At 69.9% G+C, this 25,948-nt stretch carries 24 protein-coding genes; 4 read left to right on the top strand and 20 right to left on the bottom strand.

Annotation, left to right across the window (positions count from 1 at the left end):
* Window positions 1-121 precede the first annotated feature (121 nt).
* The 7 genes from BKK79_RS08030 to BKK79_RS08000 all read right to left on the bottom strand — a co-directional run bounded on the left by BKK79_RS08030 (window position 122) and on the right by BKK79_RS08000 (window position 6,260).
* Window positions 122-1,405, bottom strand: coding sequence for a UbiH/UbiF/VisC/COQ6 family ubiquinone biosynthesis hydroxylase (locus tag BKK79_RS08030; RefSeq protein ID WP_084084609.1), 1,284 nt, complete (start codon window positions 1,403-1,405; stop codon window positions 122-124).
* Window positions 1,383-1,847 (bottom strand): hypothetical protein, encoded by a 465-nt coding sequence (locus tag BKK79_RS08025; RefSeq protein WP_071011060.1) that lies wholly within the window; start codon window positions 1,845-1,847, stop codon window positions 1,383-1,385. The genes BKK79_RS08030 and BKK79_RS08025 overlap by 23 nt, the downstream gene beginning before the upstream one ends.
* Window positions 1,844-3,226, bottom strand: a complete 1,383-nt coding sequence (locus tag BKK79_RS08020) for an aminopeptidase P N-terminal domain-containing protein (protein ID WP_071011062.1) — start codon at window positions 3,224-3,226, stop codon at window positions 1,844-1,846. The genes BKK79_RS08025 and BKK79_RS08020 overlap by 4 nt, the downstream gene beginning before the upstream one ends.
* 98 nt (window positions 3,227-3,324) lie before the next feature.
* Window positions 3,325-4,086 carry an N-acetylmuramate alpha-1-phosphate uridylyltransferase MurU gene (gene murU / locus BKK79_RS08015; RefSeq protein ID WP_071037507.1) on the bottom strand — a complete coding sequence of 254 codons (762 nt, stop codon included), beginning with the start codon at window positions 4,084-4,086 and terminating at the stop codon, window positions 3,325-3,327.
* On the bottom strand, window positions 4,083-4,406 hold the full coding sequence (locus BKK79_RS08010; RefSeq protein WP_071011066.1) for an AzlD domain-containing protein: 324 nt from the start codon (window positions 4,404-4,406) through the stop codon (window positions 4,083-4,085). The genes murU and BKK79_RS08010 overlap by 4 nt, the downstream gene beginning before the upstream one ends.
* Window positions 4,403-5,131 (bottom strand): AzlC family ABC transporter permease, encoded by a 729-nt coding sequence (locus BKK79_RS08005; RefSeq protein WP_232346304.1) that lies wholly within the window; start codon window positions 5,129-5,131, stop codon window positions 4,403-4,405. The genes BKK79_RS08010 and BKK79_RS08005 overlap by 4 nt, the downstream gene beginning before the upstream one ends.
* Before the next feature lie 94 nt (window positions 5,132-5,225).
* Window positions 5,226-6,260 carry an aminoglycoside phosphotransferase family protein gene (locus BKK79_RS08000; protein WP_071037505.1) on the bottom strand — a complete coding sequence of 345 codons (1,035 nt, stop codon included), beginning with the start codon at window positions 6,258-6,260 and terminating at the stop codon, window positions 5,226-5,228.
* 153 nt (window positions 6,261-6,413) lie between these two features.
* Between BKK79_RS08000 and BKK79_RS07995 the strand changes: the two genes are divergently transcribed.
* Genes BKK79_RS07995 through rsmA form a run of 4 tightly spaced genes read left to right on the top strand, consistent with a single transcriptional unit; the run spans window position 6,414 to window position 12,220 of the window.
* Window positions 6,414-8,831 carry an LPS-assembly protein LptD gene (locus tag BKK79_RS07995; RefSeq protein ID WP_071037504.1) on the top strand — a complete coding sequence of 806 codons (2,418 nt, stop codon included), beginning with the start codon at window positions 6,414-6,416 and terminating at the stop codon, window positions 8,829-8,831.
* 9 nt (window positions 8,832-8,840) lie between these two features.
* Entirely contained in the window at window positions 8,841-10,313 is a 1,473-nt protein-coding gene (locus BKK79_RS07990; protein WP_071016064.1) for a peptidylprolyl isomerase, read from the top strand.
* A 44-nt stretch (window positions 10,314-10,357) separates the two neighbouring features.
* Entirely contained in the window at window positions 10,358-11,392 is a 1,035-nt protein-coding gene (gene pdxA, locus BKK79_RS07985) for a 4-hydroxythreonine-4-phosphate dehydrogenase PdxA (protein WP_071037503.1), read from the top strand.
* Between the two features lie 9 nt (window positions 11,393-11,401).
* Window positions 11,402-12,220, top strand: a complete 819-nt coding sequence (gene rsmA / locus BKK79_RS07980; protein WP_071011074.1) for a 16S rRNA (adenine(1518)-N(6)/adenine(1519)-N(6))-dimethyltransferase RsmA — start codon at window positions 11,402-11,404, stop codon at window positions 12,218-12,220.
* Window positions 12,221-12,250: 30 nt separating this feature from the next.
* Here rsmA and BKK79_RS07975 read toward each other — a convergent pair whose 3' ends face one another.
* The 13 genes from BKK79_RS07975 to miaB all read right to left on the bottom strand — a co-directional run bounded on the left by BKK79_RS07975 (window position 12,251) and on the right by miaB (window position 25,859).
* Entirely contained in the window at window positions 12,251-13,156 is a 906-nt protein-coding gene (locus tag BKK79_RS07975; protein ID WP_071016066.1) for a DMT family transporter, read from the bottom strand.
* A gap of 8 nt (window positions 13,157-13,164) precedes the next feature.
* Window positions 13,165-13,572 carry a lactoylglutathione lyase gene (gloA, locus tag BKK79_RS07970; RefSeq protein WP_071011076.1) on the bottom strand — a complete coding sequence of 136 codons (408 nt, stop codon included), beginning with the start codon at window positions 13,570-13,572 and terminating at the stop codon, window positions 13,165-13,167.
* A gap of 123 nt (window positions 13,573-13,695) precedes the next feature.
* On the bottom strand, window positions 13,696-14,529 hold the full coding sequence (locus BKK79_RS07965) for a M48 family metallopeptidase (protein ID WP_071011078.1): 834 nt from the start codon (window positions 14,527-14,529) through the stop codon (window positions 13,696-13,698).
* On the bottom strand, window positions 14,526-15,275 hold the full coding sequence (locus BKK79_RS07960) for a lysophospholipid acyltransferase family protein (protein WP_071037502.1): 750 nt from the start codon (window positions 15,273-15,275) through the stop codon (window positions 14,526-14,528). Before BKK79_RS07960 ends, BKK79_RS07965 begins: the two co-directional genes overlap by 4 nt.
* A gap of 16 nt (window positions 15,276-15,291) precedes the next feature.
* Window positions 15,292-15,867 (bottom strand): D-glycero-beta-D-manno-heptose 1,7-bisphosphate 7-phosphatase, encoded by a 576-nt coding sequence (gene gmhB / locus BKK79_RS07955; protein WP_071011081.1) that lies wholly within the window; start codon window positions 15,865-15,867, stop codon window positions 15,292-15,294.
* 40 nt (window positions 15,868-15,907) lie between these two features.
* Complete coding sequence (gene glyS, locus BKK79_RS07950; protein ID WP_071037501.1) at window positions 15,908-18,031, bottom strand: glycine--tRNA ligase subunit beta; 2,124 nt, start codon at window positions 18,029-18,031, stop codon at window positions 15,908-15,910.
* 35 nt (window positions 18,032-18,066) lie between these two features.
* On the bottom strand, window positions 18,067-18,675 hold the full coding sequence (locus tag BKK79_RS07945) for a hypothetical protein (protein WP_071037500.1): 609 nt from the start codon (window positions 18,673-18,675) through the stop codon (window positions 18,067-18,069).
* Window positions 18,672-19,598 carry a glycine--tRNA ligase subunit alpha gene (gene glyQ, locus BKK79_RS07940; RefSeq protein ID WP_071011086.1) on the bottom strand — a complete coding sequence of 309 codons (927 nt, stop codon included), beginning with the start codon at window positions 19,596-19,598 and terminating at the stop codon, window positions 18,672-18,674. Before glyQ ends, BKK79_RS07945 begins: the two co-directional genes overlap by 4 nt.
* 460 nt (window positions 19,599-20,058) lie before the next feature.
* Entirely contained in the window at window positions 20,059-21,666 is a 1,608-nt protein-coding gene (lnt, locus tag BKK79_RS07935) for an apolipoprotein N-acyltransferase (protein WP_071037499.1), read from the bottom strand.
* Window positions 21,663-22,535, bottom strand: a complete 873-nt coding sequence (locus BKK79_RS07930) for an HlyC/CorC family transporter (protein WP_071011090.1) — start codon at window positions 22,533-22,535, stop codon at window positions 21,663-21,665. The genes lnt and BKK79_RS07930 overlap by 4 nt, the downstream gene beginning before the upstream one ends.
* Window positions 22,536-22,687: 152 nt before the next feature.
* On the bottom strand, window positions 22,688-23,434 hold the full coding sequence (ybeY, locus tag BKK79_RS07925; protein WP_071011091.1) for an rRNA maturation RNase YbeY: 747 nt from the start codon (window positions 23,432-23,434) through the stop codon (window positions 22,688-22,690).
* 1 nt (window position 23,435) lies between these two features.
* A complete protein-coding gene (locus BKK79_RS07920) occupies window positions 23,436-24,437 on the bottom strand; it encodes a PhoH family protein (RefSeq protein WP_071011093.1) in 1,002 nt (333 codons plus the stop codon).
* Window positions 24,438-24,506: 69 nt separating this feature from the next.
* Window positions 24,507-25,859 (bottom strand): tRNA (N6-isopentenyl adenosine(37)-C2)-methylthiotransferase MiaB, encoded by a 1,353-nt coding sequence (miaB, locus tag BKK79_RS07915; RefSeq protein ID WP_071011094.1) that lies wholly within the window; start codon window positions 25,857-25,859, stop codon window positions 24,507-24,509.
* Window positions 25,860-25,948: the final 89 nt, after the last annotated feature.

Raw genomic sequence — 25,948 nt, 5'->3', positions numbered from 1 at the left:
ATGGGCGAGGGCAGGATTTTACCGCCAAACGGGAGGGGTTGCCCAAGATTTGAGCAAATAATCGCAAGCCCCGGCGCCGGCGCGCCGCCGGGGCCGGCGAGGCGTTGTCCGAGGCCGGGCCTCAGCGCCGCATGCCGTACATCATCTGGTGCGCCAGCGCGTGCTTCAAGGGCGGCAGGCATGCCAGCGCGGCCAGCGAGGCCCCGCGCGCGTGGGCCGCGAGCGGGGAGGGCAGGGCGAACACGCGCGGCAGGAAGTCGGTGACGCCGATGGTGACGGCGCGATCGAGCCGGTGCCGCGCGGCAAAGTCCTGCAGACTGCGCGGCGTGCATCCCGTGCGCAAGGCGTCGGCCAGCACGAAGGCATCGCGCAGGCCCAGGTTCAGGCCCTGGCCGGCGACCGGATGTAGCGTTTGCGCCGCATTGCCGATAGCCACGGTACGTCCGCGCACCGTCACCGGCGCCGCGTTCAGGCCGAGCGGGAAGGCGTGGCGCTTGCCCGCGAGCGTGAAGCGCCCCATGCGCGGGCCGAAGGCCGCGCCGAGTTCGGCAACGAACTCGGCCTCGGGCAAGGCCAGGCGCCGGGAGGCTTCGTCCGGCGCGCAGCACCACACCAGCGCGTAGCCCGCGACGCCGTGGTCGTCATGCGGCAGCAGCGCCAGCGGCCCCTCTTCGGTGAAGCGCTCCCAGGCCCAGCCGGGCCGCGGCGCGCTGCAGCGGACGTGGCCGATGATGGCGGTCTGCCCGTAGTCGCGATGCCAACCGCGCGGGCCCGGTCCTGCCGGCATCTGCCGCTGGAACAGGCCGCCCTCGGCCTGCACCGCGATGCGGGCCGCGAACACGGCGGGCTGGCCGTCGGCACCGGTACCCGACAGGCGCACGATGCCGGCGGCGGCTCCGGCGGCGGCTCCGGCGGCGTCTTCCACAGCATCGATCCGGGTCTGGAAGACCCGGGTCAGCCGCGGCGCGCCGGCCGCGGTCCGGGCCTGTTCCAATGCCCGCTCCAGGGCCTGGCACAAGTCGCCGTAGCGGACCACGTAGCCCAGTGCCGGTACGCCGTAGTCCCCGCGGTGCAGCGCCACGTGGCCGAAACGGCCCTGCTGCGACACGTGGATATGCTCGATCGGGGTGACCTGGGCCGGCCAGGCGCCGAGGGCATCGAGCAGCTCGCGGCTGCCGTGCGACAGGGCCAGCGCGCGCGGATCGTGCGCAGCGCGGGCAGGCGTGGCGGCGTCGATCAGCGTGACGCGCAGGTCGGTGCTGCGCAGCAGCTGGCAGGCCAGGGCCAGGCCGACAGGGCCGCCGCCGGCGATGGCGACGTCGGCGGCATCCAAGGCGACGTCCGAGGGAACATCCGCGGCCGCCCCGGGCGTGCCGAAGGAATCAGGGCTTGCCGGCTTCGTCATGAGGAGGCGGGGAGGCGTCGGAGGCGGGGTGCTCGGCGCCAGCGCCGCGCTTCCAGCAGATGGCGTCGGAGCGGGATTTGCCGGCATCGGCGTCGCGCCGGGCATTGTCCAGCTTGTGCTGGTCGAAGCCGGGCAGGGCTTGCAGCCTGGCCAGCAGCGCGCCGTAGTTGACGGCCGCGGCCGGGACCACGCAACCCTGGCCGCTGTCGGCGGCGCCGACCAGGATCAGCCAGAGAGCACCGTTCCAGGGGGCGCGATCAGAGACACGTATCACCACGCGTTCGAGTGCGTCCCATGTCACTTCTTCGCGTTGGCCGTCGGGGCGGTGGACCACGGCCCGGTCTTCGAACAGGTTGATGACGAAGGGCTCGTCGGGGGTGGCCTGCGGATGCGCGGCGGCCGGCCGGCCGCCGGAAAGCAGGTTGCGCAGCCAGGCAATCATCGCGGCCCGCCTTCGCGCATGAGTGCCTCGATCTCGTCCGCCTTGACCGGCACGCCGCGCGTGATCAGCTCGCAGGCGCCGCCGGTGACGACCGCGTCGTCCTCGATGCGGATGCCGATGTGCCAGTAGCGCTCCGGCACGTCCTCGGCCGGGCGCACGTAGATGCCCGGCTCGACGGTCAGCACCATGCCGGGCTCCAGCGCGCGCCACGGCCGCTCGGTGCCGGCCGCGGCCAGGCCCGGCACGCGGTATTCGCCCACGTCGTGCACGTCCATGCCGAGCCAGTGGCCGGTGCGGTGCATATAGAAGCGGCGGTAGCTGCCATTGGCCAGCACGTCGTCCAGCGTGCCTTCCTGGTTGCGGTCGAGCAGGCCCGTGTCGAGCATGCCTTGCGCCAGCACGCGCACGGCAGCGTCGTGCGGCACGTTGTACGGCACGCCGGCGCGCGTCTCGGCGATGGCCGCTTCCTGTGCCGCCAGCACCAGGTCGTACAGCTCGCGTTGCGCAGCGGAAAAACGGCCGGACACGGGGAAGGTGCGGGTGATGTCGGAGGCGTAGCCGTCGAGTTCGCAGCCGGCATCGATCAGGCACAGGTCGCCGTCGCGCAGTTCGGCCGGGCCGGCGCGATAGTGCAGCACACAGGCGTTGGCACCGGTCGCGACGATAGAGTTGTAGGCCACGCTTTGCGCGCCGTGGCGGCGGAACTCGTACAGCAGCTCGGCCTCCAGGTGGTACTCGCGCAGGCCGGCGCGGCTGGTGCGCATGGCCCGCACGTGAGCCTGCGCTGAGATCTCGCCGGCGCGGCGCATCACCGCCAGCTCGCCCGCGTCCTTGAACAGGCGCATTTCGTCGAGCACGTTGTGCAGGTCCAGCACGGTGGCCGGCACCGCGACACCCGAGCGCGACAGCGCGCGCACGGCATCGAGCCAGCGCCGCACCTGGCGGTCGATGCGCGAGCTGGCGGCCAGCGGATAGGCCAGCACGGCGCGGTCGGCCAGCAGCGCGGGCAGCCGCGCATCGAGTTCCTCGACCGAATGCGCCTCGTCGAAGCCGAACGCCGCGAGTGCGCCCTCGGGACCGTAGCGGAAACCGTCCCAGATCTCGCGCTCTTCATGCTTGGGCCGGCAGAACAGAATGCTGCGGTCGGCGCCGGCCTCGGCGCCGGCGACCAGCACCAGCACGGCCTCGGGCTCGGTGAAGGCGCTCAGGTAGTAGAAGTGGCTGTCGTGCCGGTACGGGTAGTCGCTGTCGCGGTTGCGCATGGCTTCCGGGGCGGTGGGCAGGATCGCCACGCCGCCGCCGGCCGCGCGCAACTGCTGCAGTACGCGTGCGCGGCGTTCGCGGCAGGCCGCGAGGAGGGCAGGTTCGGGTGCGGACATGTGAGGGCCGGGAAGTCTGTTCGATGGATTCGATTCTACCGCCGCCGCTGCGTTCCCTGCACCCGGAGGCGCGCCGGGGGGCCGCGGGCCGGGGGCCGTCAGAGCGGTGCGGCCAGTCCCGCCGCGCGCAGTTCGCGGTCCAGTTCGGCCAGCTGGGCCGGCGTGCCGACGTTCTCCCAGCGCCCCTCGAAGCGCTCGCCGCTGGCCGCGCCGGAGGCGATGGCGGCGCGATAGAGGGGCGTCATCGGCACCTTGTCGCCGGCAGCGATGTGCCGGAACCAGCGCGTGTCGTACAGGCCGATATTGCCGAAGGTGAGCCGCTCGGCGCCGGCGGGGGCGTCCTGCCACAACCGGCCGGCGGCGTCGAGGGCGAAGTCGCCACCCGGATGGAAGGGCGGGTTGGGCACCATCACCAGGTGCATGCGGGGCTGTGCCGCCCCGGCCATGGCGCGCGCGCGCGGCAGCAGGCTGGCGTAGTCGAAGTCGCAGAAAACGTCGCCCGAGACGGCCAGGAAGATCTCCCCCGTCTGCGCTGGCGCGGTGTCGGTGCCGGCACCGCTGCCCGCACCGGTCAGCAAAGGCAGCGCCTGCGCCACCCCGCCCGCCGTCTCCAGGGCGCTGGCTTCCGGCGAGTAGGACAGCTTCACGCCGAAGCGTGCGCCGTCGCCCAGTTCGGCCTCGATGCGGAGGCCGAGCCAGGCGTGGTTGATGACGATCTCGCGCAGGCCGGCGCGCGCCAGCGCCTCGATCTGCCAGACGATCAGGGGTTTGCCGCCCACGGCCAGCAGCGGCTTCGGACAGGTGTCGGTCAGGGGCCGCATGCGTTCGCCGCGTCCGGCGGCGAAGATCATCGCTTTCACAACAGGTACTCCAGGGCTGCCAGCGCGGCCATGCCGCCGGCGATGGTCCAGCCGATGCTGCGCGTGCGCGCGGCGATCAGGATGGCCACCGCGCCGGCAAGCAGGCGCGCGTTGCCGGGGCTGAGGTCGAGGTGACCATCGCGCATCAGCAGGTCGGGGGCGATCAGGGCCGACAGCATGGCCGGCGGCACGAACTGCAGCGAGGTGCGGAACCAGGACGGCAGGCGCACGCGACCCTCGAGCGCGATGAAGGACAGACGGATCAGGAAAGTGGCGAGGCCGGCTCCGACGAACACGGCCAGCAGGACCAGGTCGCTCATGCTGCGCTCCCGCTGCGCCGCCTCGGGCCGTGCCGGTCGCCTTCCGGGGTGCCACCGTGCTCGCGGGGGCGGCCGGAACGCTTGCCGCGGTCGCGCAGCAGCATGCCGGCGGCGATGCCGCCCAGGGCTGCCGCCATCAGCCCCGACTTGTGCGGCAGCCCGTGGCAGGCCACGGCCAGCGCGCTGGCCACCAGGGCCGCGGCGAGCTGGGCGCGGTGCTTGAGCGCCGGCACGATGATGCCGATGAAGGTCAGCGGCAGGAAGAAGTCGAGCGGCCAGTGGCGCGGCACCTGCGCGCCGACCAGTACGCCGGCCAGCGTCGAGACCTGCCATCCGGCCCACAGCGCGAAGCCCGCGCCGAAGAAATACCAGTGGCGATAGGGGCCGGCGCCGCGGTCGGCGCTGCCGCCATCCAGCCGGCGCGTCATGGCGGCGAAGGCTTCGTCGGTCAGCAGGTAGGCGATCAGCGCTTTCCAGCCGCGCGACAGCGGTGCCAGCGCTGGCGCCATGGTGGCCGAGTACAGCGCATGGCGCAGGTTGACCATGGCCACCGTCAGGGCCATCACCAGGGCCGGCGTGCCGGCCGCCCACAGCTGGGTCAGGATCATCTGCGAGGCGCCGCCGAAGACGATGGCGCTCATGGCGCAGGCCAGCCAGGCCGGCATGCCGGCATTGACCGCCAGCACCCCATAGATCAGGCCGAAGGGCGCCACACCCAGCAGCATCGGGGCCAGCGCGCGCACGCCGGCCCACCACTCGCCGGCGCGGGCCGCGCCGGCGGCCGGCCTGGCGGTACTCGGGTCGGGCACGGCGCGCCCTTCAGAAGGTATAGCCGGCGGCCCGCTCGACGCCTTCGAGTGCATCGAACAGGCGGACCAGCTTGCGCAGCTCGCTATAGCGGCCGGCCACCTGGCGCGCGTACTTCAGCACCAGCGGGAGGTTGGCCAGGTAGCCGTCCTTGCCGTCGCGGTGATAGAGGCGGGCGAAGATGCCCAGCACCTTCAGGTGGCGCTGCAGGCCCATCCACTCGAAATCGCGGTAGAAATCGCCGAAGTCGGCCGCCACCGGCAGGCCGGCGCGGCGCGCGCGTTCCCAGTAGCGGATCAGCCAGTCGAGCTGCTCCTCTTCTTCCCATTCGATATACGCGTCGCGCCACAGCGAGACGGCGTCATAGGTGATGGGGCCGATCACCGCGTCCTGGAAGTCCAGGATGCCGGGATTGGCTTCGCCGTCCAGCACCATCAGGTTGCGCGAATGGTAGTCGCGGTGCACGTAGACCTGCGGCTGCGCCAGGTTGTTGGCCAGCAGCGTGTCCATGACCTCGCGCAGGTCGGCCTGCTGGGCGGCGCTCGGCGTGACACCCAGATGCCGCGCCACATACCACTCGGGGAACAGGTCGAGTTCGCGCTGCAGCAGGGCGCGGTCGTAGGCCGGCAGCGCGCCGGGACGGGTCGCGGCCTGGATGCGAACCAGCGCGGTCGCGGCGTCGCCATAGAGCTGGCGCGCATTGGCAGAGTCCAGGCGCGACAGGTAGGTCTGGTGGCCGAGATCGGTCAGCAGCAGGAAGCCTTGCGCCAGGTCCTGTTCCAGCACGCGCGGTACCGTCACGCCCGCCGCGCCGAACAGTTCCGACACGTGGATGAAGGGGCGGCAGTCCTCCTGCGCGGGCGGCGCATCCATCACGATCAGTGTGGCGTGGCCGGGACGCGCGCTGTTGACGCGGAAGTAGCGCCGGAAGCTGGCGTCGGCGGAGGCCGGGGTACAGGAATCGGGGTCGATCGACCAGGCCGGACCCAGTGATGCGACCCAGGATTTGAGCGCGTCCAGGCGTGTGTCGGGGGGAAGTGCTGCCATGCCGGAAGTAGAGGATAGGATGCCCCGTATAATACCCGACCAGACCCGGGCGCCGGGCGCCCGGACCGCGGGCGTCGGGCGGCCCGATAGCCTGTACCGGAAGGGCGCGGCGGTTCGCGCAGGCTGCCCCGACCCGACTGACTACCCGCTCGCATGACCGTCAAACCACGACCACCGAACAAGAAGGCAAACCCAGCGACGTTGCGCATGGCCGGCAGGCTGCCGGCCAGCGCGCTGCGGCCGCTCGTGCTGGCGATGGCCGGATGGTGGTCGGCCGGCCTGCACGCGCAGGCCGTCGGCTCGGGCATTCCCGACCTCCCGGTCGCCGAACCGGCCGTGGAGCAGGCGCCGGAGGTGCCGCCGGTGGCGGGCCAACTGGTGCCGAAGCTGCCCGAGCCGGAAACCGTGCGCAAGGAGCCGGACGCCAGGCCCCCGGTCTTCGTTTCCGGCGACCGCATGGACGGCTACAACGAGCGCGGCGTGGCGGTGCAGGGCGACGCCGAGCTGCGCAACGACGGCAAGGTGATCAAGGGCGACCGCCTGACCTACGACCAGGACACCGACGAGGCCTTCGTCCAGGGCAACGCCCGCCTGTCGCAGAACGGCACGCTGGCCGTGGGCCCGGAGGGGCGCATGCGCGTCGAGGCCAACGAAGGCTACATGCTGTCGCCGGACTACTATTTCCAGCAGACCGGCGGCAACGGCAAGGCCGAACGCATCGACTTCCTCGACAAGGACCACACCAGCATCCAGCGCACCAGCTACACAACCTGCTCGCCGGACAACGCGGACTGGTACTTCAGCGCGCGCCAGGTGGACATCGACAACGACCGGCAGGTCGGGGTCGCCTACGGCGCAGTGATGCGCTTCTTCGACGTGCCGGTGTTCGCCACGCCGATGATGAGTTTCCCGCTGACCGGCGAGCGCCGCAGCGGCGTGCTGGCGCCGCTGTTCTCCTACGGTTCGCGCTCCGGGTTCGACGTCACGGTTCCGTACTACTTCAATATCGCGCCCAACCGCGACCTGACGCTGTACCCGCGTGTGCTGACTTCGCGCGGTTTCCAGCTCGGTGAGGATTTCCGCTACCTGGGTGATGGCTATTCCGGGCGCATCCGCGGCGAATTCCTCCCGGACGATCAGAAGACGGGGACGAACCGTTGGGCCTATTCGGTACAGCACAACCAGACGCTGGCGCCGGGCCTGGGCGCCTATGTCAACGTCAACAAGGTCTCGGACAACACCTACCCGACCGACCTGACGCGCAGCCTGTCGCAGGCCACCACCTTGCAGTACACGCAGGAAGGTGGCGTGACTTACAACTGGAACGGCCTGAGCGTGCTGGCGCGCGTGCAGAGGTTCCAGACCCTGGCGCCCAACCAGCCGTCGTACAACCGCGAGCCGCAGCTCAACGTCAAGTACTCGCGCTATGACCTGGGCGGCTTCGACTTCCAGGTCGAGAGCGACTATTCGCGCTTCCGCATCCCGCTGACGACCACCGGCTTCCAGCAACCCGAAGGGGATCGCCTCTTCATCCAGCCGTCGATCAGCTACCCGATCGTGCGCGCGGGCTGGTACGTCAAGCCCAAGCTCATCTTCAACGCGACGCAGTACCAGATGGAGGCGGCGTCGAACACGCCCGGCAACTCCAATTCGCTGACGCGCACGGTGCCGACCTTCAGCGTCGACTCCGGCATGACCTTCGAGCGTGATGCGCCCGGCATCAGCCGCCTGTTCGGCGTCAACTATGTCCAGACGCTGGAACCGCGCCTGTTCTACGTCTACACGCCATTCCGCGACCAGAGCCAGTTCCCGTTGTTCGATACGGTGCAGTCGGACTTCGGCTACGGCCAGATCTTCACCGAGAATCCGTTCACCGGCTACGACCGCATCGCCGACAACAACAAGGTGACGGTCGGCGTGACCACGCGCCTGATCGAGGCGGAAACCGGGGTGGAGCGCTTCCGCGGCACCCTGGCCCAGCGCGTCAACTTCAAGGGCCAGCAGGTGCAGATCGGGGGCTCGCCGACCATCGACGCCAGCTCCGGCCCGTCCGACCTGCTCGGCGCGGCCACGGTGCAGCTGTTCCGCGGCTACTACCTGGATACCGCGCTCCAGTACAATCCGGACACCGACCGCGTCGACTACACCAATGTCAGCTTCGCGTGGCGGCCCGAGACGCGCAAGCTGTTCAATATCGGCTACCGCTACCGCCGCGCGACCTCGGTGACCGACAACAGCGCGATCGACCAGCTCGAGACGTCCAGCCAGTGGCCGCTGACGCGCCGCCTGTACGGCATCGGCCGGGTCGCCTTCGACCTGAGCGCCAGCCAGCTGGTCGATGCGCTGGTCGGCTTCGAATATGCGGCGGATTGCTGGGTGGGCCGCTTCGTCTACCAGCGTTTCCGCAATACGACGAACGGCTATACCGGCCGCTTCTTCTTCCAGGTCGAGCTGCGCGGCTTGTCCAAGATCGGCACCAATCCGCTGGATCTGCTGCGCCTGAACGTGCCGGGCTACCAGCCCGTGCCGGTGCAGGCCGTGCAGCCCTCCCAGCTCGACCACTACGAATGACGGACCATGATGACACGTCGAGATTTCGCTGCTCTTTCTTCTTCGATCCTGCTTCGTCGCATGCTGGCCTGCCTGTTGCTGGCCACCGTGGCGGCGCCGGCCGGAGCCCAGCTCAAGGCCCCCGCGCCCGGCCGTGCCAGCGGCATCTTCATGCCGCAGGCCGGAGGCGCCAGCGCGCCGGCGGCCCAGCCGGCCCTGGGGGTGACCACGCCTGGCGCCAGCGCCAAGCGCTCGCAGCTGGTCGATGAAGTGGTGGCCATCGTCAACAACAGCGTCATCACCCGGCGTGAACTGCTCGACCGCGTCGACGAGATCGAGAACCAGCTGCGTGCTGCCAACCGCCCGGTGCCGCCGCGCGCCGACCTCTTGTCCGAAGTGCTGGAGCGCCTGGTCACCGAGCGCGTGCAGACGCAGGCGGCACAGGAAGCCGGCATCCGCGTGACCGACCAGGAAGTGGACCGTGCTGTCGAGTCGGTGGCCCAGCAGAACCGCATCGGCGTGAACGACCTGCGCGCCCAGGTCGAGCGTACCGGCATGACCTGGAGCAAGTACCGCGAGGAGCTGCGCAAGCAGGTGGCGGTGATCCGCCTGCGCGAGCGCGAGGTGGACTCCAAGGTGCAGGTCTACGACGGTGAGATCGACAACTACCTGGCCGCGCGCGGGCAGGGTGCCGCCGACAGCGGTCCGACCGAATACAACGTGGCCCAGATCCTGGTGCGCGTGCCCGAAGATGCCAGCGAAGCCCAGAAGGCAGCGTTGAGGACCAAGGCCGAAGGCCTGCTCAAGCAGGCCCAGGCGGGCGCCGATTTCGCCCAGCTGGCCCAGACCAGCTCGGACGGCACGGAGGCCGCCGGCGGCGGCAACCTCGGTTTCCGCGAGATCGGACGGCTGCCGGCGCTGTTTGCCAATGCCATCCTCGACCTGCCGGTGGGCAACGTCGCCCCGCAGGTGATCGAGAGCGGCAACGGCTTCCATATCCTCAAGCTGGTCGCCAAGCGCTCCGCACCGGGCACCGATCCGGCCGCGCCGCAGCATATCCAGCAGACCCAGGTGCGGCACATCCTGATCCGCACCGGCCCCAACATGCCGGAGGCGGAAGCCAAGCGCCAGCTCACCACGCTGCGCGACCGCCTGACCCATGGCGGTGACTTTGCCGATGCGGCCCGACGCTACTCGCAGGACGGTTCGGCACAGGCCGGCGGCGACCTCGGCTGGGTCTCGCCGGGCGAGCTGGTGCCCGAGTTCGAGCAGGCCATGAGCCGCCTGCGTCCGGGCGAGATCTCGGAGCCCATCGTCACGCAGTTCGGCGTGCACCTGATCCAGGTGCTGAACCGCCGCGAGACCGAGGTGTCGCCGGAGAAGCAGCGCGACTTCGCCCGTGCCGAGATCCGCGAGCGCAAGCTGCGCGCCGCCTATGATGACTGGGTGCGCCAGCTGCGCCAGGCCGCCTATGTGGAGTACCGCCTGAACCGCGACCGCTGAGCGGCCGCCGGCCGCTTGCTCAGCGCTCCCCGATCGTCACCGCCATGTCAGAGCCTCTCTCCCTCGCCATCACCACCGGCGAACCCGCCGGCATCGGCCCCGATATCACCATCGGCGCCCTGCTGCAGCTGGCGGCTACGGAAGGTGGCCTGCGCTTCCACGTGCTGGGCGACGCGCGCCTGATGCGCGCGCGCGCCGAGGCGCTCGGGGTCGCGCACGCCTGGGAACGGCTGCAGGCCGAAGGCAAGGTGGTGGCGCAGGACATCGCACTGGCCGTGGCCAGCGAACCCGGACGGCTCGACGCGCGCAATGGCTGCTATGTGCTGGCGCTGCTCGATGCGGCGATGGATGGCTGCCTTGCCGATGGCGGTCCGGCACGCTACGCGGGCATGGTCACGGCACCGGTGCAGAAGAGCACCATCAATGATGCCGGCATTCCCTTCACCGGCCATACCGAATACCTGGCCGAGCGTTCCGGCACCGCGCGCGTGGTGATGATGCTGGCCGGTCCCCAGCCCGCGCACGGCAATGCCATGCTGCGCGTGGCGCTGGCCACCACCCACCTGCCGCTGCGCGCCGTGCCCGATGCGCTCGACGTGCCGATGCTGCTGGAGACGTTGCGCATCATCGACGCTGACCTGCGCCACCGCTTCGGCCTGGCGCGGCCGCGCATCCTGGTCACGGGGCTCAACCCGCATGCCGGCGAGAGCGGCCACCTAGGCCGCGAAGAGATCGACGTCATCGTGCCGGCGCTGCAGCGCGCGGTCGATGCCGGCATCGATGCCCGCGGCCCCTATCCGGCCGATACGCTGTTCCAGCCGCGCCACCTGGGCGAGGCCGACTGCGTGCTGGCCATGTATCACGATCAGGGCCTGGCCCCGCTGAAATACGGCACCTTCGGTCACGGTGTCAACATCACGCTGGGCCTGCCCTTCATCCGGACGTCGGTCGACCACGGCACCGCCCTCGACCTGGCCGCCAGCGGTCGCGCCGAGCACGGCAGCATGATCGAGGCCATCCGCTGCGCCGCCGAGATGGCGGGCCATGCCAGCGGACGCCACCGACGCGCCGGAGCCTGACGAGAATCCATGCGTTCCAACGTGCACCAGGGCCATGTGGCCCGCAAGCGCTTCGGCCAGAACTTCCTGGTCGATGACGGCATCATTCACGGCATCGTCAATGCCATCGATCCCCAGCCGGACGACGTACTGGTCGAGATCGGCCCAGGCCTGGGCGCCCTGACCGGGCCGCTGCTGGAGCGCCTGCCGCGCATGCAGGTGGTCGAGCTCGACCGCGACCTGGTCGAACGCCTGCGGCGCCGCTTCGGCGAGCGCCTGGCCATCCATGCCGGCGACGCGCTGGCCTTCGATTTCGGCAGCCTGTTCCAGGCCGGCCACCCGCTGCGCATCGTCGGCAACCTGCCTTACAACATCTCCAGTCCGCTGCTGTTCCACCTCGCGCAGTTCGCCGATCTCGTGCGCGACCAGCATTTCATGCTGCAGAAGGAGGTGGTGGAGCGCATGGTGGCGCAGCCCGGCAGCAAGGCCTTCGGGCGGCTGTCGATCATGCTGCAGGTGCGCTACTACATGGAGTACGTGCTCGACGTGCCGCCGTCGTCGTTCAACCCGCCGCCCAAGGTCGATTCGGCCGTGGTGCGCATGATTCCCTGGCCGCGCCAGGCCGACGGCAGCCTGCGCTCGCCTTACCCCGCCTGCGACATCACGGTGCTGGGCGACGTGGTGGCGGCCGCCTTCTCGCAGCGGCGCAAGGTGCTGCGCAATACGCTGTCGATGCTGCGCGACCAGGTCGACTTCGAGGGCATGGGATTCGATCTCGGCCGCCGCGCCGAGGAGGTGCCGGTCGAGGAGTACGTCGAACTGGCGCGGCGCATCAGCGCGGCCGCCTGAGCGGCGCGGCCCACGCGCCGCGCAGGCACGTCACTGCCGCCGGTTGACCAGCACGATGCCGGCCAGCACCAGCACAGCCGCCGCAGCGAAGCGCGGGCCCACGGCATCGTGCATCAGCAGCACGCCGAAGGCCACGCCGAACAGCGGGGTCAGGAAGGAGAACACCGACAGCCGCGAGGCCAGGTAGCGGCCGAGCAGCCAGAACCAGGTCAGGTAGCTGAGGAAGGCGATCAGCACCGACTGGTAGAACAGGCTCGCCAGCACCAGGCCGTTGACGCGTGCGTCGGCGGCCTGCCCGCTCGCCAGCGCCATGACCAGCAGCAGCACGGCCGAGACCGCCAGCTGGTAGAGCAGGGTCTTGCTGGCCGGGGCGCTGGACAGGCGCGAGGCGCGCACGACCACCGTGGTCGCCGCCCAGAGCGCGCCGGCCAGGATGCCGAGCGCGTCGCCCAGCAGGGTGCTGCCGCGCTGGCCGTGACCGGCGAGGCCGTCGGCGAAGGCCAGCGCCATGCCGGCGAAGGCCAGCACCACGCCCAGCCACTGTCCGCTGCGCAGTTTCTCGCCGTCCACCGTCAGGTGCAGGCCCAGCGCGGTGAAGATCGGCGCTGTATAGAGGAAGACCGCCATGCGCGAGGCAGTGGTGTGGCCCAGGCCGACGAAGATGCAGTAGAACTCCGCGCCGAACAGCAGCCCGGCCGCCAGGCCGGCGCCCAGCGTGCCGTCGCGCCGCCACAGCGGCGTGCCGCGCCACAGCGCGAAGCCGAGCACCAGCAGCGCCGCGATGGCGGAGCGCAGCCCGGCCTGCAGCACGGCGCCCATCAGCGGCACGGTGGCCTTGATGACCACCTGCTGCAGCCCCCAGACCGCGCACAGCGCCACCATCAGCCCGGTCGCCATGCCGTCGAGCGGGCGCCGCGCCGATGGCGCTGCCGTCATCGTCATGTTCAGGGGCGGCTGCTGTCGCGGGTGGAGTGGCGTTCGATCAGTTCGATCTTGTAGCCATCCGGGTCCTCGACGAAGGCGATCACCGTGGTGCCGCCCTTGACCGGACCGGCCTCGCGCGTGACCTTGCCGCCGACCGCGCGGATGCGCTCGCAGGCGGCCGCGGCGTTATCGGTTTCCAGCGCGATGTGGCCGTAGGCGGTGCCCAGCTCGTACTGGTCGACCCCGTAGTTGTAGGTCAGCTCGAGGACCGCGGTCTCGCTTTCGGGGCCGTAGCCGACGAAGGCCAGGCGGTACTTGTATTCGGGATTGTCGCTTTCGCGCAGCAGGGTCATGCCCAGCACGCGGGTATAGAAGTCGATCGAGCGCTGCAGGTCGCCGACGCGCAGCATGGTGTGGAGGAGTCGCATGAATAGTCCTTCTGCCGTGGGACGGGAGTCGAGGGAGAGGCGCTATTCTAGTCCGGATGCGGGTTTGGCGCCGGCCGTGGCATGGCGGGCGGACCGCTGCGTCACCGCGCGGCTCGGCCGTGTTCAGAAGGTGGGCAGCAGCTCGGGCGGGTGCGCGCGCAGCTGGGCACGCGCGTCGCGGAATTCCGGGAAGATCGACTCCACGGTTTCCCAGAAGCGCGGGCTGTGGTTCATTTCCTTCAGGTGCGACAGCTCGTGCGCGGCCACATAGTCGATCATCGACAGCGGAAAATGCAGCAGCCGCCAGTTCAGGCGGATCTTGCCGTCGGCCGTGCAGCTGCCCCAGCGCGTGGCGGCCGAGGTCAGTGCGAAGGCGTTGTGGCGCACGCCGAGCTTGTCGGCATAGTGGTCGAGCCGCTCGGCCAGCAGGCGGCGCGCCTGCTGCTGCATCCAGCCCTGCACACGGTCCTTGATCTGCTGCTCGTCGGCGTGCGAGGGCAGGGCCAGGTGCAGGGTGGCCTGATCGGCATCGAACAGCAGGATGCCGGCCGGCGATTCCAGCTGCAGCGTGATCGGGCGGCCGAGGAAGGGCAGGCTCGCGCCTTCGCGCCACTGCATGGCGGGCAGCACGCGGCGCGCTTCGCGGTGCCGCCACTCCCCCAGTTTGGTGAAGATCCAGCGTTGCTTCTCGAAGATGGCGGCTTCGACGTCGGCCAGCGTGACCCAGCGCGGCGCCGTGATGGACAGGCCGCGGTCGTCGACGGTGAAGCCGATGGTGCGCCGGCTCGAGCGCTTGAGGGTGTAGTGCAGCAGCCGTTCGCCGACCTGCAGGGCGCGCGCGTTGGGCTGCGGCGCCGGCCACGGTAGCGCGGCCGGCGTCTCCGGCGGCTGGCCTTCGGCCAGCGGCAGCTCGAGCTGCGCGCCTGGCGTTTCGGTGGCCGGCCGCAGCAGCCTCATGCCGCCTCCCGGCGGTAGCTGTCGGCGTCGATGCGGCGCATCTCGGCCTCGACCCATTGCTGGACCGCCTGGTTGACCTGCTCGGCGGTCTGGTTGGCGGTGGCAATGGCGGGGCCGATCGAGATGGTGATCAGGCCGGGATACTTCCGGAAGGAGTTGCGCGGCCAGACCCGGCCGGAGTTCACGGCCATCGGCAGTACCCAGGCGCCGGTCTCGACCGCGAGCCGCGCACCGCCGCTCTTGTAGCGCGGCGCCGCCATGCCGGAAGGCGTGCGCGTGCCTTCGGGGAACATGATGATCCAGGCCCCTTCCTGCAGGCGCTTGCGCCCCTGCTTCACCGCCGACGAAAAGGCGCGCGGGCCTTCCTTGCGGTTGATGTGCACCATCTTGAGCATGCCCAGCGCCCAGCCGAAGAAGGGCACCAGCAGCAATTCGCGCTTGAAGACGAAGCACAGCGGCTTGGGCAGGGTGGCCACGTAGGCGATGGTTTCCCAGGCCGATTGATGCTTGGACAGCAGCACCACCGGCTTGTCGCGCATCGCCTCCAGGTGTTCCCAGCCTTCGAAGCGGTAGCGGATGCCGCAGATCCCGCGCGCCGCCCAGATCACCAGCCTGGGCCAGCCGCGCACGAAGGCGAAGCGGCGCTCGGCACTCATGAAGGGAAAGACGAGGAAGCAGGCGCAGGCGTAGGGCGGCGTCAGCACCAGCAGGTACAGCGTGAACAGCAGGGAGCGGAGAAAGAGCATGGAAGGAGGCTCGGGTTCAGGAGGCGGCCGCCGGCTTGCCGGCACCGGCCAGCAGCCAGCGCGAGAAGGCCTGCAGGTCGTCGTGGACGCGGGTGCCGTCGGGCAGGCCGCCTTTATCGAGGGTGCCGCGCCCCTTGCCGGTCAGCACCAGGTGCGGGCTGCAGCCTACCGCCACGCCGGCCTGCAGGTCGCGCAGCGCGTCGCCGACCACCGGCACGCCCTTGAGCTCGACGCCGTAGCGCGCGGAGATCTGTTCGAGCATGCCGGGGCGCGGCTTGCGGCAGTCGCAGTCGTCGGCAGCCGTGTGAGGGCAGAAGAAGACGGCGTCGATGCGCCCGCCCAGGCCGGCCAGCAGCTTGTGCATCTTCTCGTGCATGGCATTGAGCGTGCTCATCTCGAACAGGCCGCGGCCGATGCCCGACTGGTTGCTCGCCACCAGCACGCGGTAGCCGGCCTGGTTCAGCGCGGCGATCGCCTCCAGGCTGCCCGGAATGGGGATCCACTCGTCGGGCGACTTGATGAACTGGTCGCTGTCGAGATTGATGACCCCGTCGCGGTCCAGGATGATGAACTTGGGAGGCGTCTGCGGCATGGTCGGTGCGGCGTTGTGGGCGGTTCCGGGACGGTGGCGTTCAGGCCGCCAGCTTGGAGATGTCGGCGACGCGGTTGGCCAGCGCGTGCAGCGAGGCCAGCAGGGCCAGGCGGTTGGCGCGCAGCGCCGCGTCCTCGGCCATCACCATCACATCGTTGAAGAAGCGGTCGACCGCCTCGCGCAGTTGCGCCAGGTCGCGCAGCGCCGCGGTGAAGTCGCCGCGCGCGAAGGCTGCCTCGACGCCCGGGCGGGCACGCTCGATGGCGGCATGCAGCGCGCCCTCGGCGTCTTCGCGGAACAGGTCGGCGCGCAGCGCCGGCACTGCTTCGGTGTTCTTGCGCAGGATGTTGGTGATGCGCTTGTTGGCCGCGGCCAGTGCCTCCGCTTCCGGCAGCGCGGCGAAGGTGCGTACGGCCTCGACGCGGCCCAGCACGTCGTCGAGGGTGTCCGGGCGCAGGCTCACCACGGCCTCGACCTCGTTGGTGGTGTAGCCTTTTTCCTTCAGGTAGCCGCGCAGGCGGTCATAGAGGAAGTCGCTGATGGCTTCCCGCGCGGGCTTGACCGCCGGCGCACCGGCGAAGGCCTGTTCGGTCAGTTCCAGCAGGCGGCTCAGCGGCAGCGCCAGCGGCTTCTCGACCAGCATGCGCAGGATGCCCAGGGCGTGGCGGCGCAGCGCGAACGGGTCCTTCTCGCCGGTCGGCTGCAGGCCGATGCCCCAGATGCCGACCAGCGTCTCGAGCTTGTCGGCCAGTGCCACCGCGGTGCTGACCGCGCCGGCCGGCAGCGCATCGCCGGCGAAGCGTGGGCGGTAGTGCTCGGAGCAGGCCAGGGCCACTTCCTCGGCTTCGTCGTCGTGGCGGGCGTAGTAGGTGCCCATGGTGCCCTGCAGTTCGGGGAACTCGCCCACCATGTCGGTCAGCAGGTCGGCCTTGGCCAGTTCGGCGCCGCGCATTGCCGCCGCCTTGTCCACCGCCACGCCGGCCGCGTCCATCGCGTCGGCGATATGGCCGGCGATCTGCTGCAGGCGCTGCACGCGATCGAGCTGGCTGCCGATCTTGTTGTGGTAGACCACGCTGGCGAGCTGCGGCACGCGCGAGGCCAGGGTCCGCTTGCGGTCCTGGTCGAAGAAGAACTTGGCGTCGGCCAGGCGCGGCCGCACCACGCGCTCGTTGCCGCTGATGATCGATTGCGGCGTTTCGGTGGCCAGGTTGGAGACGATCAGGAAGCGGTTGCGCAGGTGGCCGTCGGCATCGGTCAGCGCGAAGTACTTCTGGTTGGTCTGCATGGTCAGGATCAGGCATTCCTGCGGCACGGCGAGGAAGGCCTCCTCGAAGTGGCAGGGATAGACCACCGGCCATTCCACCAGCGAATTCACTTCGTCCAGCAGCGCGTCGGGCATGACCACGCGGTCGGCGCCGGCCTGGGCCAGCAGCTCGCCGCGGATGCGCTCGCGGCGCTCGGCATAGCTGGCCACCACGCGGCCGGTCGATTCGAGCAGGGCCGCGTACCGGGTCGCGTGCGGGATCTCGATGGTGCCTTGCGACAGGAAGCGGTGGCCCTGGGTCAGGTTGCCGGCCTGCAGGCCCAGCACCGACACCGGCACCACTTCGGCGCCGTGCAGCGCGACCAGGCGGTGGGCCGGCCGCACGAAGTGCACGGTGCTGCCGTCCGGGCGCTGGTAGCTCATCAGCTTGGGGATGGGCAGCTTGGCCAGCATGTCGTCCAGCGCGGCCTGCAGGCCCTCGGCCAGCGCTGCGCCGCGTGCCGTGTAGCGATAGAAGAAGGCCTCGGCCTTGCCATCCGAGGCCCGTTCCAGCGTCTGCCAGTCGATGGATTCGACGCCGGTCGACTTGGCCAGCGCGGCCAGCTTCTTGGTCAGCGGTGCGCTGGGAGCACCGGCGGCATCGAGGGCCACCGACAGCGGCAGGACCTTTTCGCGCTGTTCACGGTCCGGCGCGGTGCGGCGCACGCCCGAGACCAGGGCGGCCAGCCGGCGCGGCGTGGCGAAGGGGGTGACCGCAGCGTCGGCCTCCAGCAGCCCGCGCGCGCCGAGACCGGCGAACAGGCCCTCGGCGAAGGCGTCGCCCAGGCGCGCCAGCGCCTTCGGCGGCAGCTCTTCGGTGAACAGTTCGATCAGCAGCGAGTCGGTCATGGGTTGCGACATGAATCGTTTCCAACAGGTTGTGTCCCGCGCTGCGATCAGCAGTGCGGGCCGGTATTAGGTTCTACGCCCGACAGCAGCCACAGGCCGTTCTGCTGACGGAACTGCAGCGTCGTGGCGCACTGGCCGGGCGGGCCGCCGGTGCCGCGCCCCGGCGTGGCCGGGAAGCGCGCGTCCAGGCGCTGCGCGCGCCGGTCGTAGCGGATCTCGTCGATCTGCCCGCCGACCCAGAAGTCGATGCGCGGCGGCAACTGCGCCGCCGAATAGTAGGTCCTCAGCCGCTTGCGCACGTGGCCGTTGCGCACCTCGCTGTCGAGCCAGGTCAGCGGGTAGCGGATCGCGCTTTCGTAGGCGCGCAGCTGCACCCGGTGCCAGCCCAGGTCCTTCGAGCCCGACAGGTCGCAGGAGAAGGAGCGCACCAGCTGGGTCCACTGGTCGATCGCCTTCAGCGAGGGCTGCCAGTGGCGCAGGATGGCCTGCTGCAGCGCCTGCTGGTCGGCCTCGCAGATATTGGACAGCGCGGCGGGCAGGTACAGCGCTTGCGGCGAGGGCATGCCCGTGCTGGCGCGCGCGCCGGCCGCCGGCGCTGCGGCCAGCGCCAGGGCGGCGGCTGCGCAGCACAGCTTGCTGCGCACGGGAGCCATCATGCGCGGGCCTCTTCGCCGTGGCACATCGGGAAACCGAGCGCCTCGCGCGAATCGTGGTAGGCCTGCGCCACCTGGCGCGACAGATTGCGGATGCGGCCGATATAGGCGGCACGCTCGGTCACGGAGATGGCGCCGCGCGCATCGAGCAGGTTGAAGGTATGGGCGGCCTTGAGCACCTGCTCGTAGGCGGGCAGCGCCAGCCGCGGCGCGCCATCGGCGGCTTCCATCAGCCGCTTGGCTTCGCCCTCGTGCTCGGCGAAATGGCGGAACAGGATGTCGGCGTTGCTCTGCTCGAAGTTGTAGGTCGACTGCTCCACTTCGTTCTGGTGGTAGACGTCGCCATAGGTGAGACGGCGGGTCTTGCCGTTCTCCTGCCACTCGGTCCAGACCAGGTCGTAGATGTTCTCGACCTTCTGCAGGTACATGGCCAGGCGTTCGATGCCGTAGGTGATCTCGCCGGTGATGGGCTTGCAGTCCAGGCCGCCGACCTGCTGGAAGTAGGTGAACTGCGTCACTTCCATGCCGTTGAGCCAGACTTCCCAGCCCAGGCCCCAGGCGCCCAGGGTGGGGTTCTCCCAGTCGTCCTCGACGAAGCGGATGTCGTTCTGCTTCAGGTCCAGGCCCAGGGCCTCCAGCGAGCCGAGGTAGAGCTCCAGGATGTTCTCCGGCGCCGGCTTGAGCACCACCTGGTACTGGTAGTAGTGCTGCAGGCGGTTCGGGTTGTCGCCGTAACGGCCGTCCTTGGGGCGGCGCGACGGCTGCACATAGGCGGCGCGCCAGGGCTCGGGCCCGATGGCGCGCAGGAAGGTATGCACGTGCGAGGTGCCGGCGCCGACCTCCAGATCGATGGGTTGCAAGAGAGCGCAGCCCTGCCGGTCCCAGTAGGCCTGCAGGGTGAGGATCATTTGTTGGAAGGTCAGCATAGGCGAAGACTCGGGGTGGGGGCCGCGGGGCGGCCATCACGGCCACGTGCGCCATCAGGCGCGGCAGGCGCGTGCCAAACCCTGAATTCTATCGGTTTTTTCCCCCGCTCCGGCCAAGCCGGGCCAAGGCTCTCGCGGCATGCGCCCGGGCGGCGGCGAAGGGGGCCGCGCGGCTGTCGGGGAATCGCAACGCATGGGGTAAATCCCAGGGGGGGTCAAGACTCTGCCGATACGCGCCGATACCGTTTTTGTATACAGTATTGATGCGCAGCCGGAGATACTGGATACGTCACGCAAACGGTCGGGCCCGGCTGCCCGATAACACCGATAAATGGGGGACAAGCATCATGGCCTTTCTCGCACGCAAGCCTTATCTCGTCGCGATTGCCGTCATGGCAGCGGCTGCGCTGCTGTCGATCGCCGGCGGTATCGCCGCCTGAGCGGCGTCCCGGCGCCGCGCTCAGGTGCGGCGCCGGGCCCGCCAGAACGCCAGCAGCGCCAAGGCCAGGCAGGCCGTCAGAAGCGGCGCATTGCCCCAGCGCACATAGGGCGTCAGCCCCTGCATGCCCTGCACCGTGGCCACCAGCGTGCCGACCGTGAAGGTCGGCAGGCGCTGCGCCACCGTGCCGTCGGGCAGTACCACCGCCGTCATTCCGGTATTGGTGGCGCGCAGCATCGGCCGGCGCGTCTCCAGCGCGCGCATGCGCGAAATCTGCAGGTGCTGGTCGAGCGCGATGGTGTCGCCGAACCAGGCCAGGTTGGTCACGTTGGCGAGCACGTTGGCCGGCACCGCCTGATCGCGCAGCGTCTGCGCGATCTCCTCGCCGAACAAATCCTCGTAGCAGATGTTGGGCGCGACGTGGATGCCGTGCACCGGCAGCGCCGGCTGGTCCAGCCCGCCGCGGCGGAAATCGCCCAGCGGCATCTTCATCATATTGACGAACCAGTGGAAGCCGAAGGGGATGAACTCGCCGAAAGGCACCAGGTGGTGCTTGTTGTAGCGGTATAGCTGCGCGGTCTCCGGCCCCAGGCCGAACACGCTGTTGGTGAAGTCGGTCGGCGAGTCGGCGCCGGCCGCGCCGAACAGCACGGTGCTGCCGCTGTGCTGCACGTAGTCGCGGATGGCGATGGCGATGTCCACCGGCAGGTCCTGCAGGATCAGCGGGAAGGCCGTCTCGGGCGTTACCACCAGGTCCGTCGGGGCTGCCGTGATGAGGTCACGGTAGAGCTCCAGCGAACGTTGCACGCCGACCGGCTCGAATTTCATGTCCTGCGGCACGTTGCCCTGCAGCAGGCGCACGCGGATCGGCTGGCCGGCCGGCTGCGTCCAGGCCAGCGGCACCAGCGCGGCACCGGCCAGCGGCAGGGCCAGCGCGGACGCCAGCGCCACCAGGCCGGTACGGCGGCCGTCCCGGCCGGCGCCCAGCGTCCCGGCCGCCGCAGTCAGCAGCGCTGCGCAGGCGGCCGAGAGGGCGCCGATGCCGTAGACACCGACCAGCGGTGCGTAGCCGGCCAGCGGCCCGTCGGTGTGGGCGTAGCCGCCCGACAGCCAGGGGAAGCCGGTGAAGACCACGCCGCGCAGCCATTCCGACAGGCCCCACAGCGCGCCGAAGGCGAGCGGCAGCAGCAGCGCGGCCGCTGCGGTGGGGACGGCGGGGGCGGCGCGAGCCGGCGGGCGCAGGCGCGTTCCCAGCCAGTGCCAGGCGGCGGCGGCCAGCGCCGGGTAGAGCGAGAGGTAGAGCACGAACAGCAGCACCGCCAGCGAGGCCATCCAGGCCGGCATTTCGCCGTAGACGTGCATGCTGATGTAGAGCCACCAGATGCCGGACAGGAACCAGCCCAGGCCGAAGGCATAGCCGGTCGCGGCCGCGTCGCGCGGGCGCGGGGCGCGTGCCAGCAGCGCACACAGTCCGGCCAGGGACAGCAGTTGCAGCCACCACCACGTATGCGGGGCGAATGCCTGCGTGTGCGCCACGCCCAGTATCGCGGCGAGTGCCAGGCGGCCGGCGGTCTCGCGCGAGCGTACCGCGCCGGAAGCGGCGCCCAGCACCTGGGTGGGCTCCGTCATGCGCCCGCCACGGAGACTGCTGCGGGCTCGGGTTCGCGCTGCACCAGCAGCAGGTGCACCTGGCGCGCGTCGGCGCGCAGCACCTCGAAGTGCATCGGCGGCAGCGTCACCACTTCGCCGCGGTGCGGCACATGGCCCAGGTGGGTGGTCAGCAAGCCGCCCACGGTGTCGACGTCATCGTCCGAGAACTGCGTGCCGAAGGTCTCGTTGAACTGCTCGATCTCGGTCAGGCCATGCACGCGCCAGCCACCGCCGGGCAGCGGCACGATATTGTCCTCGTCCTCGTCGAGGTCGTACTCGTCCTCGATGTCGCCCACGATCTGCTCGAGCACATCCTCGATGGTCACCAGGCCGGCGACGCCGCCGTACTCGTCGACCACCATGGCGATGTGGTTGCGGTTGATGCGGAAATCGCGCAGCAGGATGTTCAGCCGCTTGGACTCGGGGATGAACACCGCCGGGCGCAGCGCCTCGCGCAGGTCGAAGTGTTCGTCGGTGAAGTAGCGCAGCAGGTCTTTCGCCAGCAGGATGCCGATGACATTGTCGCGGCTGCCCTCGTAGACCGGGAAGCGCGAGTGCGCGGTCTGCTGCATGAAGGGGATGAAGGCCTCCGGCGCGTCGGCGATGTTGACCATGTCGATCTGGGCGCGCGGCACCATGATGTCGCGCGCGGTCAACTCGGAAACCTGGAACACGCCCTCGATCATGGAGAGCGAGTCGGCGTCGATCAGGTTGCGCGCGTGCGCATCCTGAAGCACCTCCAGCAATTCGGAACGGGATTCAGGCTCGGGGGAGATGAAGTCCGAGAGGCGTTCGAGCAGGGATCTGGGACGATCTGCAGGCTTCGAACTGGGATAAGGGTCGTTCATGTCGCGACGAGCGCGTAGTGGATATCGCTTGAAGGATACACTAAAAGCCCGTGGCGCCAGATGTCAGCATGTGTGCTTCAAGCGGCATGCCACGGTTGCCGTGCGGGAGGGGCCGCGCGCGAGGCGAGCGCCCCCCGCGCCGGCCGCCGGCCTCAGTCGCGGATGCTGCGGTAGGGGTCGGCGTAGCCGAGCGCCTGCAGCGTCTCGGTCTCGATGGCTTCCATTTCCTCCGCCTCGGCATCGTCCTCGTGTTCGTAGCCCTGGGCGTGCAGCACGCCGTGCACGATCAGGTGCGCATAGTGGGCTTCCAGAGGCTTGCCCTGCTCACGCGCCTCCGCTTCGACCACCGGGCAGCACAGCACGATGTCGGCCGTCACCGGGTCGTCCACGCTTTCGGCGTAGGCGAAGGTCAGCACATTGGTGGCGTAGTCCTTGCCGCGGTAGCTGCGGTTCAGCGCGCGGCCTTCTTCCTCACCGACGAAGCGCAGGGTCAGCGTGGCATCGGCATACAGGGCCGACTTGACCCAGGTCTCGATCCTGCGGCGCGGCGGCAGGCCGGCGCGCTTGCCGATGCCTTCGCCGGTCTGCACCTCGAGTTCCAGCGCCGGCGGCGAGGCAGGCGTGCCGGTGGTGGTGGTCTGGGGCGTGGCGGTGATGGCCACCGCCAGCGCGTCGTGGTTGTCCGGCCGTACCAGCAGGCCGGCCTGCTGGCGGGTGTCGGTGTGCTCGGCGACCAGCGCGACCACGCCGTCGGCGGCCTGCGACAGGTCGATGGTCAGGCTGCGGCCGTCGGGCAACTGCACGCGCAGTGCGTGGGCGGCACTCTTGCGGGCGCGGCCGTCGGCGTCGAACAGCGTCAGGGCCGGGGCGGCGGCAGGGGAAGGCGTGCGGGATTTCAAGTCAGGCGTCCTTGTGCTGGGCGTGGAATTCGTCGTAGGCGTCGACGATGCGCGCCACCAGCGGGTGGCGCACCACATCGGCGCTGGAAAAGCGCGTCGAGGCGATGCCGCGCACGTCGCGCAGCACGTGCTGGGCTTCCACCAACCCGCTCTTCTGCCCGCGCGGCAGGTCGATCTGGGTGGTGTCGCCGGTGATCACCGCCTTGGAGCCGAAGCCGATGCGGGTGAGGAACATCTTCATCTGCTCGGGCGTGGTGTTCTGCGCCTCGTCGAGGATGATGAAGGAATGGTTCAGCGTGCGCCCGCGCATATAGGCCAGCGGTGCGATCTCGATCATCTGGCGCTCGAACATCTTCTGCGTGCGGTCGAAGCCGAGCAGGTCGTAGAGCGCGTCATAGAGCGGGCGCAGGTAGGGATCGACCTTCTGCGCCAGGTCGCCCGGCAGGAAACCGAGGCGCTCGCCGGCCTCCACGGCCGGGCGCGTCAGCACGATGCGCTTGACCGAATCGCGTTCGAGCGCATCCACCGCGCACGCCACCGCCAGGTAGGTCTTGCCGGTGCCGGCCGGCCCGATGCCCATGGTCAGGTCGTGCGACAGGATATTGCGCAGGTAGTCGCGCTGCGCCGGCGTGCGCCCGTGCAGGCCCGCGCGGCGCGTGTGCAGCACCGGCGACTCGTCGGCCGGCGTGCCATCGGCGCTGTCGTCGCCTGCCTCGACCGGCAGGTAGGCGCCGTGCGCCCCCACCTGGCGCGTCTCGACCAGGCCGAGCTGGACGTCGTCGATCGACAGTGAGGTGCGTGCCTGGTTGTAGAAGCGTTCCAGCGCGGCGGCGGCCGCGCTGGCGTTGGCGCCGCGCACTGTCATGCGGTGGGCGCGGCGCTGGATGGTCACGTCGAGCGCCTGCTCGATCTGGCGCAGGTTCTCGTCCAGCGGCCCGCACAGGTTCTGCAGGCGGGTGTTGTCGTCCTTGGGGGCGACGAATTCGGCGGTGGGAATCTTCATCGTGGGCGGATCGCTCCGGCTGTCTTCTTCTGCGGTGTCTTGGTCTGGCGGTCCGGCTGGGCGCGCCGCTTACTGGCGCACCACCAGCTCGCCGCGCAGCGAGTGCGGGAAGGCCTCGGTGATGCTGACCTCCACCATCTGGCCGATCAGGCGCTCGCGGCTGGCCTGCGGCACGCCCGGCAGCGCGAAATTCACCACGCGGTTGTTCTCGGTGCGTCCGTGCAGCTCGGTCGGGTCCTTGCGCGCCGGGCCTTCCACCAGGATGCGCTGGACCGTGCCGACCATGCCCTGGCTGATGCGTTGCACGTTCTCCTCGATGGTGGCCTGCAGGTGTTGCAGGCGGCGCAGCTTGACCTCGTGCGGGGTGTCGTCGTGCAGGCTGGCCGCGGGCGTGCCGGGGCGCGGGCTGAAGATGAAGGAGAAAGAGGTGTCGTAGCCGATCTCCTCGATCATCGCCATCAGCTTGTCGAAGTCGGCCTCGGTCTCGCCGGGGAAGCCGACGATGAAGTCCGAGGACAGCGACAGGTTCGGCCGCAACGTGCGCAGCCGGCGGATGATGCTCTTGTACTCCAGCACGCTGTAGCCGCGCTTCATCGCCATCAGCACGCGGTCGGAGGCGTGCTGCACCGGCAGGTGCAGGTGGTCGACCAGCTTGTCGCAGCGGCCGTACAGCTCGATCAGCCGCGAGGTGAATTCCTTCGGGTGGCTGGTGGTGTAGCGGATGCGCTCGATGCCCGGGATCTCGGCCACGTACTCGATCAGCAGCGCGAAGTCGGCGATCTCGCTGGTGCCGCCCATGGCGCCGCGGTAGGCGTTGACGTTCTGCCCCAGCAGCGTCACTTCGCGCACACCCTGCTCGGCCAGCCCGGCCACCTCGGCCAGCACGTCCTCGAAGGGGCGCGAGACCTCGTCGCCGCGCGTATAAGGCACCACGCAGTAGCTGCAGTACTTGGAGCAGCCTTCCATGATCGAGACGAAGGCGCTGGGGCCTTCCACCCGCGCCGGCGGCAGGTGGTCGAACTTCTCGATCTCGGGGAAGGAGATGTCCACCTGCGAGCGGCCGGTCTCCTTGCGGCGCTCGATCAGCTCGGGCAGGCGGTGCAGCGTCTGCGGGCCGAACACGACATCGACATAGGGCGCGCGCGAGACGATGGCGGCGCCTTCCTGGCTGGCCACGCAGCCGCCCACGCCGATCACGAGGTCCGGCTTGGCCGCCTTCAGGGCCTTCATGCGGCCGAGTTCGGAGAACACCTTCTCCTGCGCCTTCTCACGCACCGAGCAGGTGTTGAACAGGATCACGTCGGCTTCCTCGACGCGGTCGGTGGCTTCCAGCCCTTCGCTGGCGCGGAGTACGTCGACCATCTTGTCGGAGTCGTACTCGTTCATCTGGCAGCCGTAGGTTTTGACGAAGACTTTCTTCATGGTGCCGATCTCAGTGGTTGACCTGGGGGCATCAGGGGTTGCAATGCACCGGCGGCCCGCATGGCGCGGGGCGTAGGCCGGCAATTCGT

It is taken from the genome of Cupriavidus sp. USMAA2-4 (assembly GCF_001854305.1).
Lineage (GTDB): Bacteria > Pseudomonadota > Gammaproteobacteria > Burkholderiales > Burkholderiaceae > Cupriavidus > Cupriavidus malaysiensis.
This window is presented reverse-complemented; position numbering and strand designations above follow the sequence as displayed.

What these genes read in the sequence shown, in the direction of transcription:
- lnt (WP_071037499.1), bottom strand. Translation starts at nt 21,666, where the DNA reads ATGACGGAGCCCACCCAGGTGCTGGGCGCCGCTTCCGGCGCGGTACGC.
- pdxA (WP_071037503.1), top strand. Translation starts at nt 10,358, where the DNA reads ATGTCAGAGCCTCTCTCCCTCGCCATCACCACCGGCGAACCCGCCGGC.
- BKK79_RS08005 (WP_232346304.1), bottom strand. Translation starts at nt 5,131, where the DNA reads ATGCTGCTGGGTGTGGCGCCCTTCGGCCTGATCTATGGGGTGCTGGCG.
- BKK79_RS07965 (WP_071011078.1), bottom strand. Translation starts at nt 14,529, where the DNA reads ATGAGGCTGCTGCGGCCGGCCACCGAAACGCCAGGCGCGCAGCTCGAG.
- gmhB (WP_071011081.1), bottom strand. Translation starts at nt 15,867, where the DNA reads ATGCCGCAGACGCCTCCCAAGTTCATCATCCTGGACCGCGACGGGGTC.
- BKK79_RS08010 (WP_071011066.1), bottom strand. Translation starts at nt 4,406, where the DNA reads ATGAGCGACCTGGTCCTGCTGGCCGTGTTCGTCGGAGCCGGCCTCGCC.
- BKK79_RS08000 (WP_071037505.1), bottom strand. Translation starts at nt 6,260, where the DNA reads ATGGCAGCACTTCCCCCCGACACACGCCTGGACGCGCTCAAATCCTGG.
- glyQ (WP_071011086.1), bottom strand. Translation starts at nt 19,598, where the DNA reads ATGCTGACCTTCCAACAAATGATCCTCACCCTGCAGGCCTACTGGGAC.
- BKK79_RS07990 (WP_071016064.1), top strand. Translation starts at nt 8,841, where the DNA reads ATGACACGTCGAGATTTCGCTGCTCTTTCTTCTTCGATCCTGCTTCGT.
- BKK79_RS07975 (WP_071016066.1), bottom strand. Translation starts at nt 13,156, where the DNA reads ATGACGGCAGCGCCATCGGCGCGGCGCCCGCTCGACGGCATGGCGACC.
- BKK79_RS08025 (WP_071011060.1), bottom strand. Translation starts at nt 1,847, where the DNA reads ATGATTGCCTGGCTGCGCAACCTGCTTTCCGGCGGCCGGCCGGCCGCC.
- BKK79_RS08020 (WP_071011062.1), bottom strand. Translation starts at nt 3,226, where the DNA reads ATGTCCGCACCCGAACCTGCCCTCCTCGCGGCCTGCCGCGAACGCCGC.
- glyS (WP_071037501.1), bottom strand. Translation starts at nt 18,031, where the DNA reads ATGTCGCAACCCATGACCGACTCGCTGCTGATCGAACTGTTCACCGAA.
- BKK79_RS07930 (WP_071011090.1), bottom strand. Translation starts at nt 22,535, where the DNA reads ATGAACGACCCTTATCCCAGTTCGAAGCCTGCAGATCGTCCCAGATCC.
- miaB (WP_071011094.1), bottom strand. Translation starts at nt 25,859, where the DNA reads ATGAAGAAAGTCTTCGTCAAAACCTACGGCTGCCAGATGAACGAGTAC.
- BKK79_RS07995 (WP_071037504.1), top strand. Translation starts at nt 6,414, where the DNA reads ATGACCGTCAAACCACGACCACCGAACAAGAAGGCAAACCCAGCGACG.
- BKK79_RS08030 (WP_084084609.1), bottom strand. Translation starts at nt 1,405, where the DNA reads ATGACGAAGCCGGCAAGCCCTGATTCCTTCGGCACGCCCGGGGCGGCC.
- BKK79_RS07920 (WP_071011093.1), bottom strand. Translation starts at nt 24,437, where the DNA reads ATGAAGATTCCCACCGCCGAATTCGTCGCCCCCAAGGACGACAACACC.
- BKK79_RS07960 (WP_071037502.1), bottom strand. Translation starts at nt 15,275, where the DNA reads ATGCTCTTTCTCCGCTCCCTGCTGTTCACGCTGTACCTGCTGGTGCTG.
- gloA (WP_071011076.1), bottom strand. Translation starts at nt 13,572, where the DNA reads ATGCGACTCCTCCACACCATGCTGCGCGTCGGCGACCTGCAGCGCTCG.
- rsmA (WP_071011074.1), top strand. Translation starts at nt 11,402, where the DNA reads ATGCGTTCCAACGTGCACCAGGGCCATGTGGCCCGCAAGCGCTTCGGC.
- BKK79_RS07945 (WP_071037500.1), bottom strand. Translation starts at nt 18,675, where the DNA reads ATGATGGCTCCCGTGCGCAGCAAGCTGTGCTGCGCAGCCGCCGCCCTG.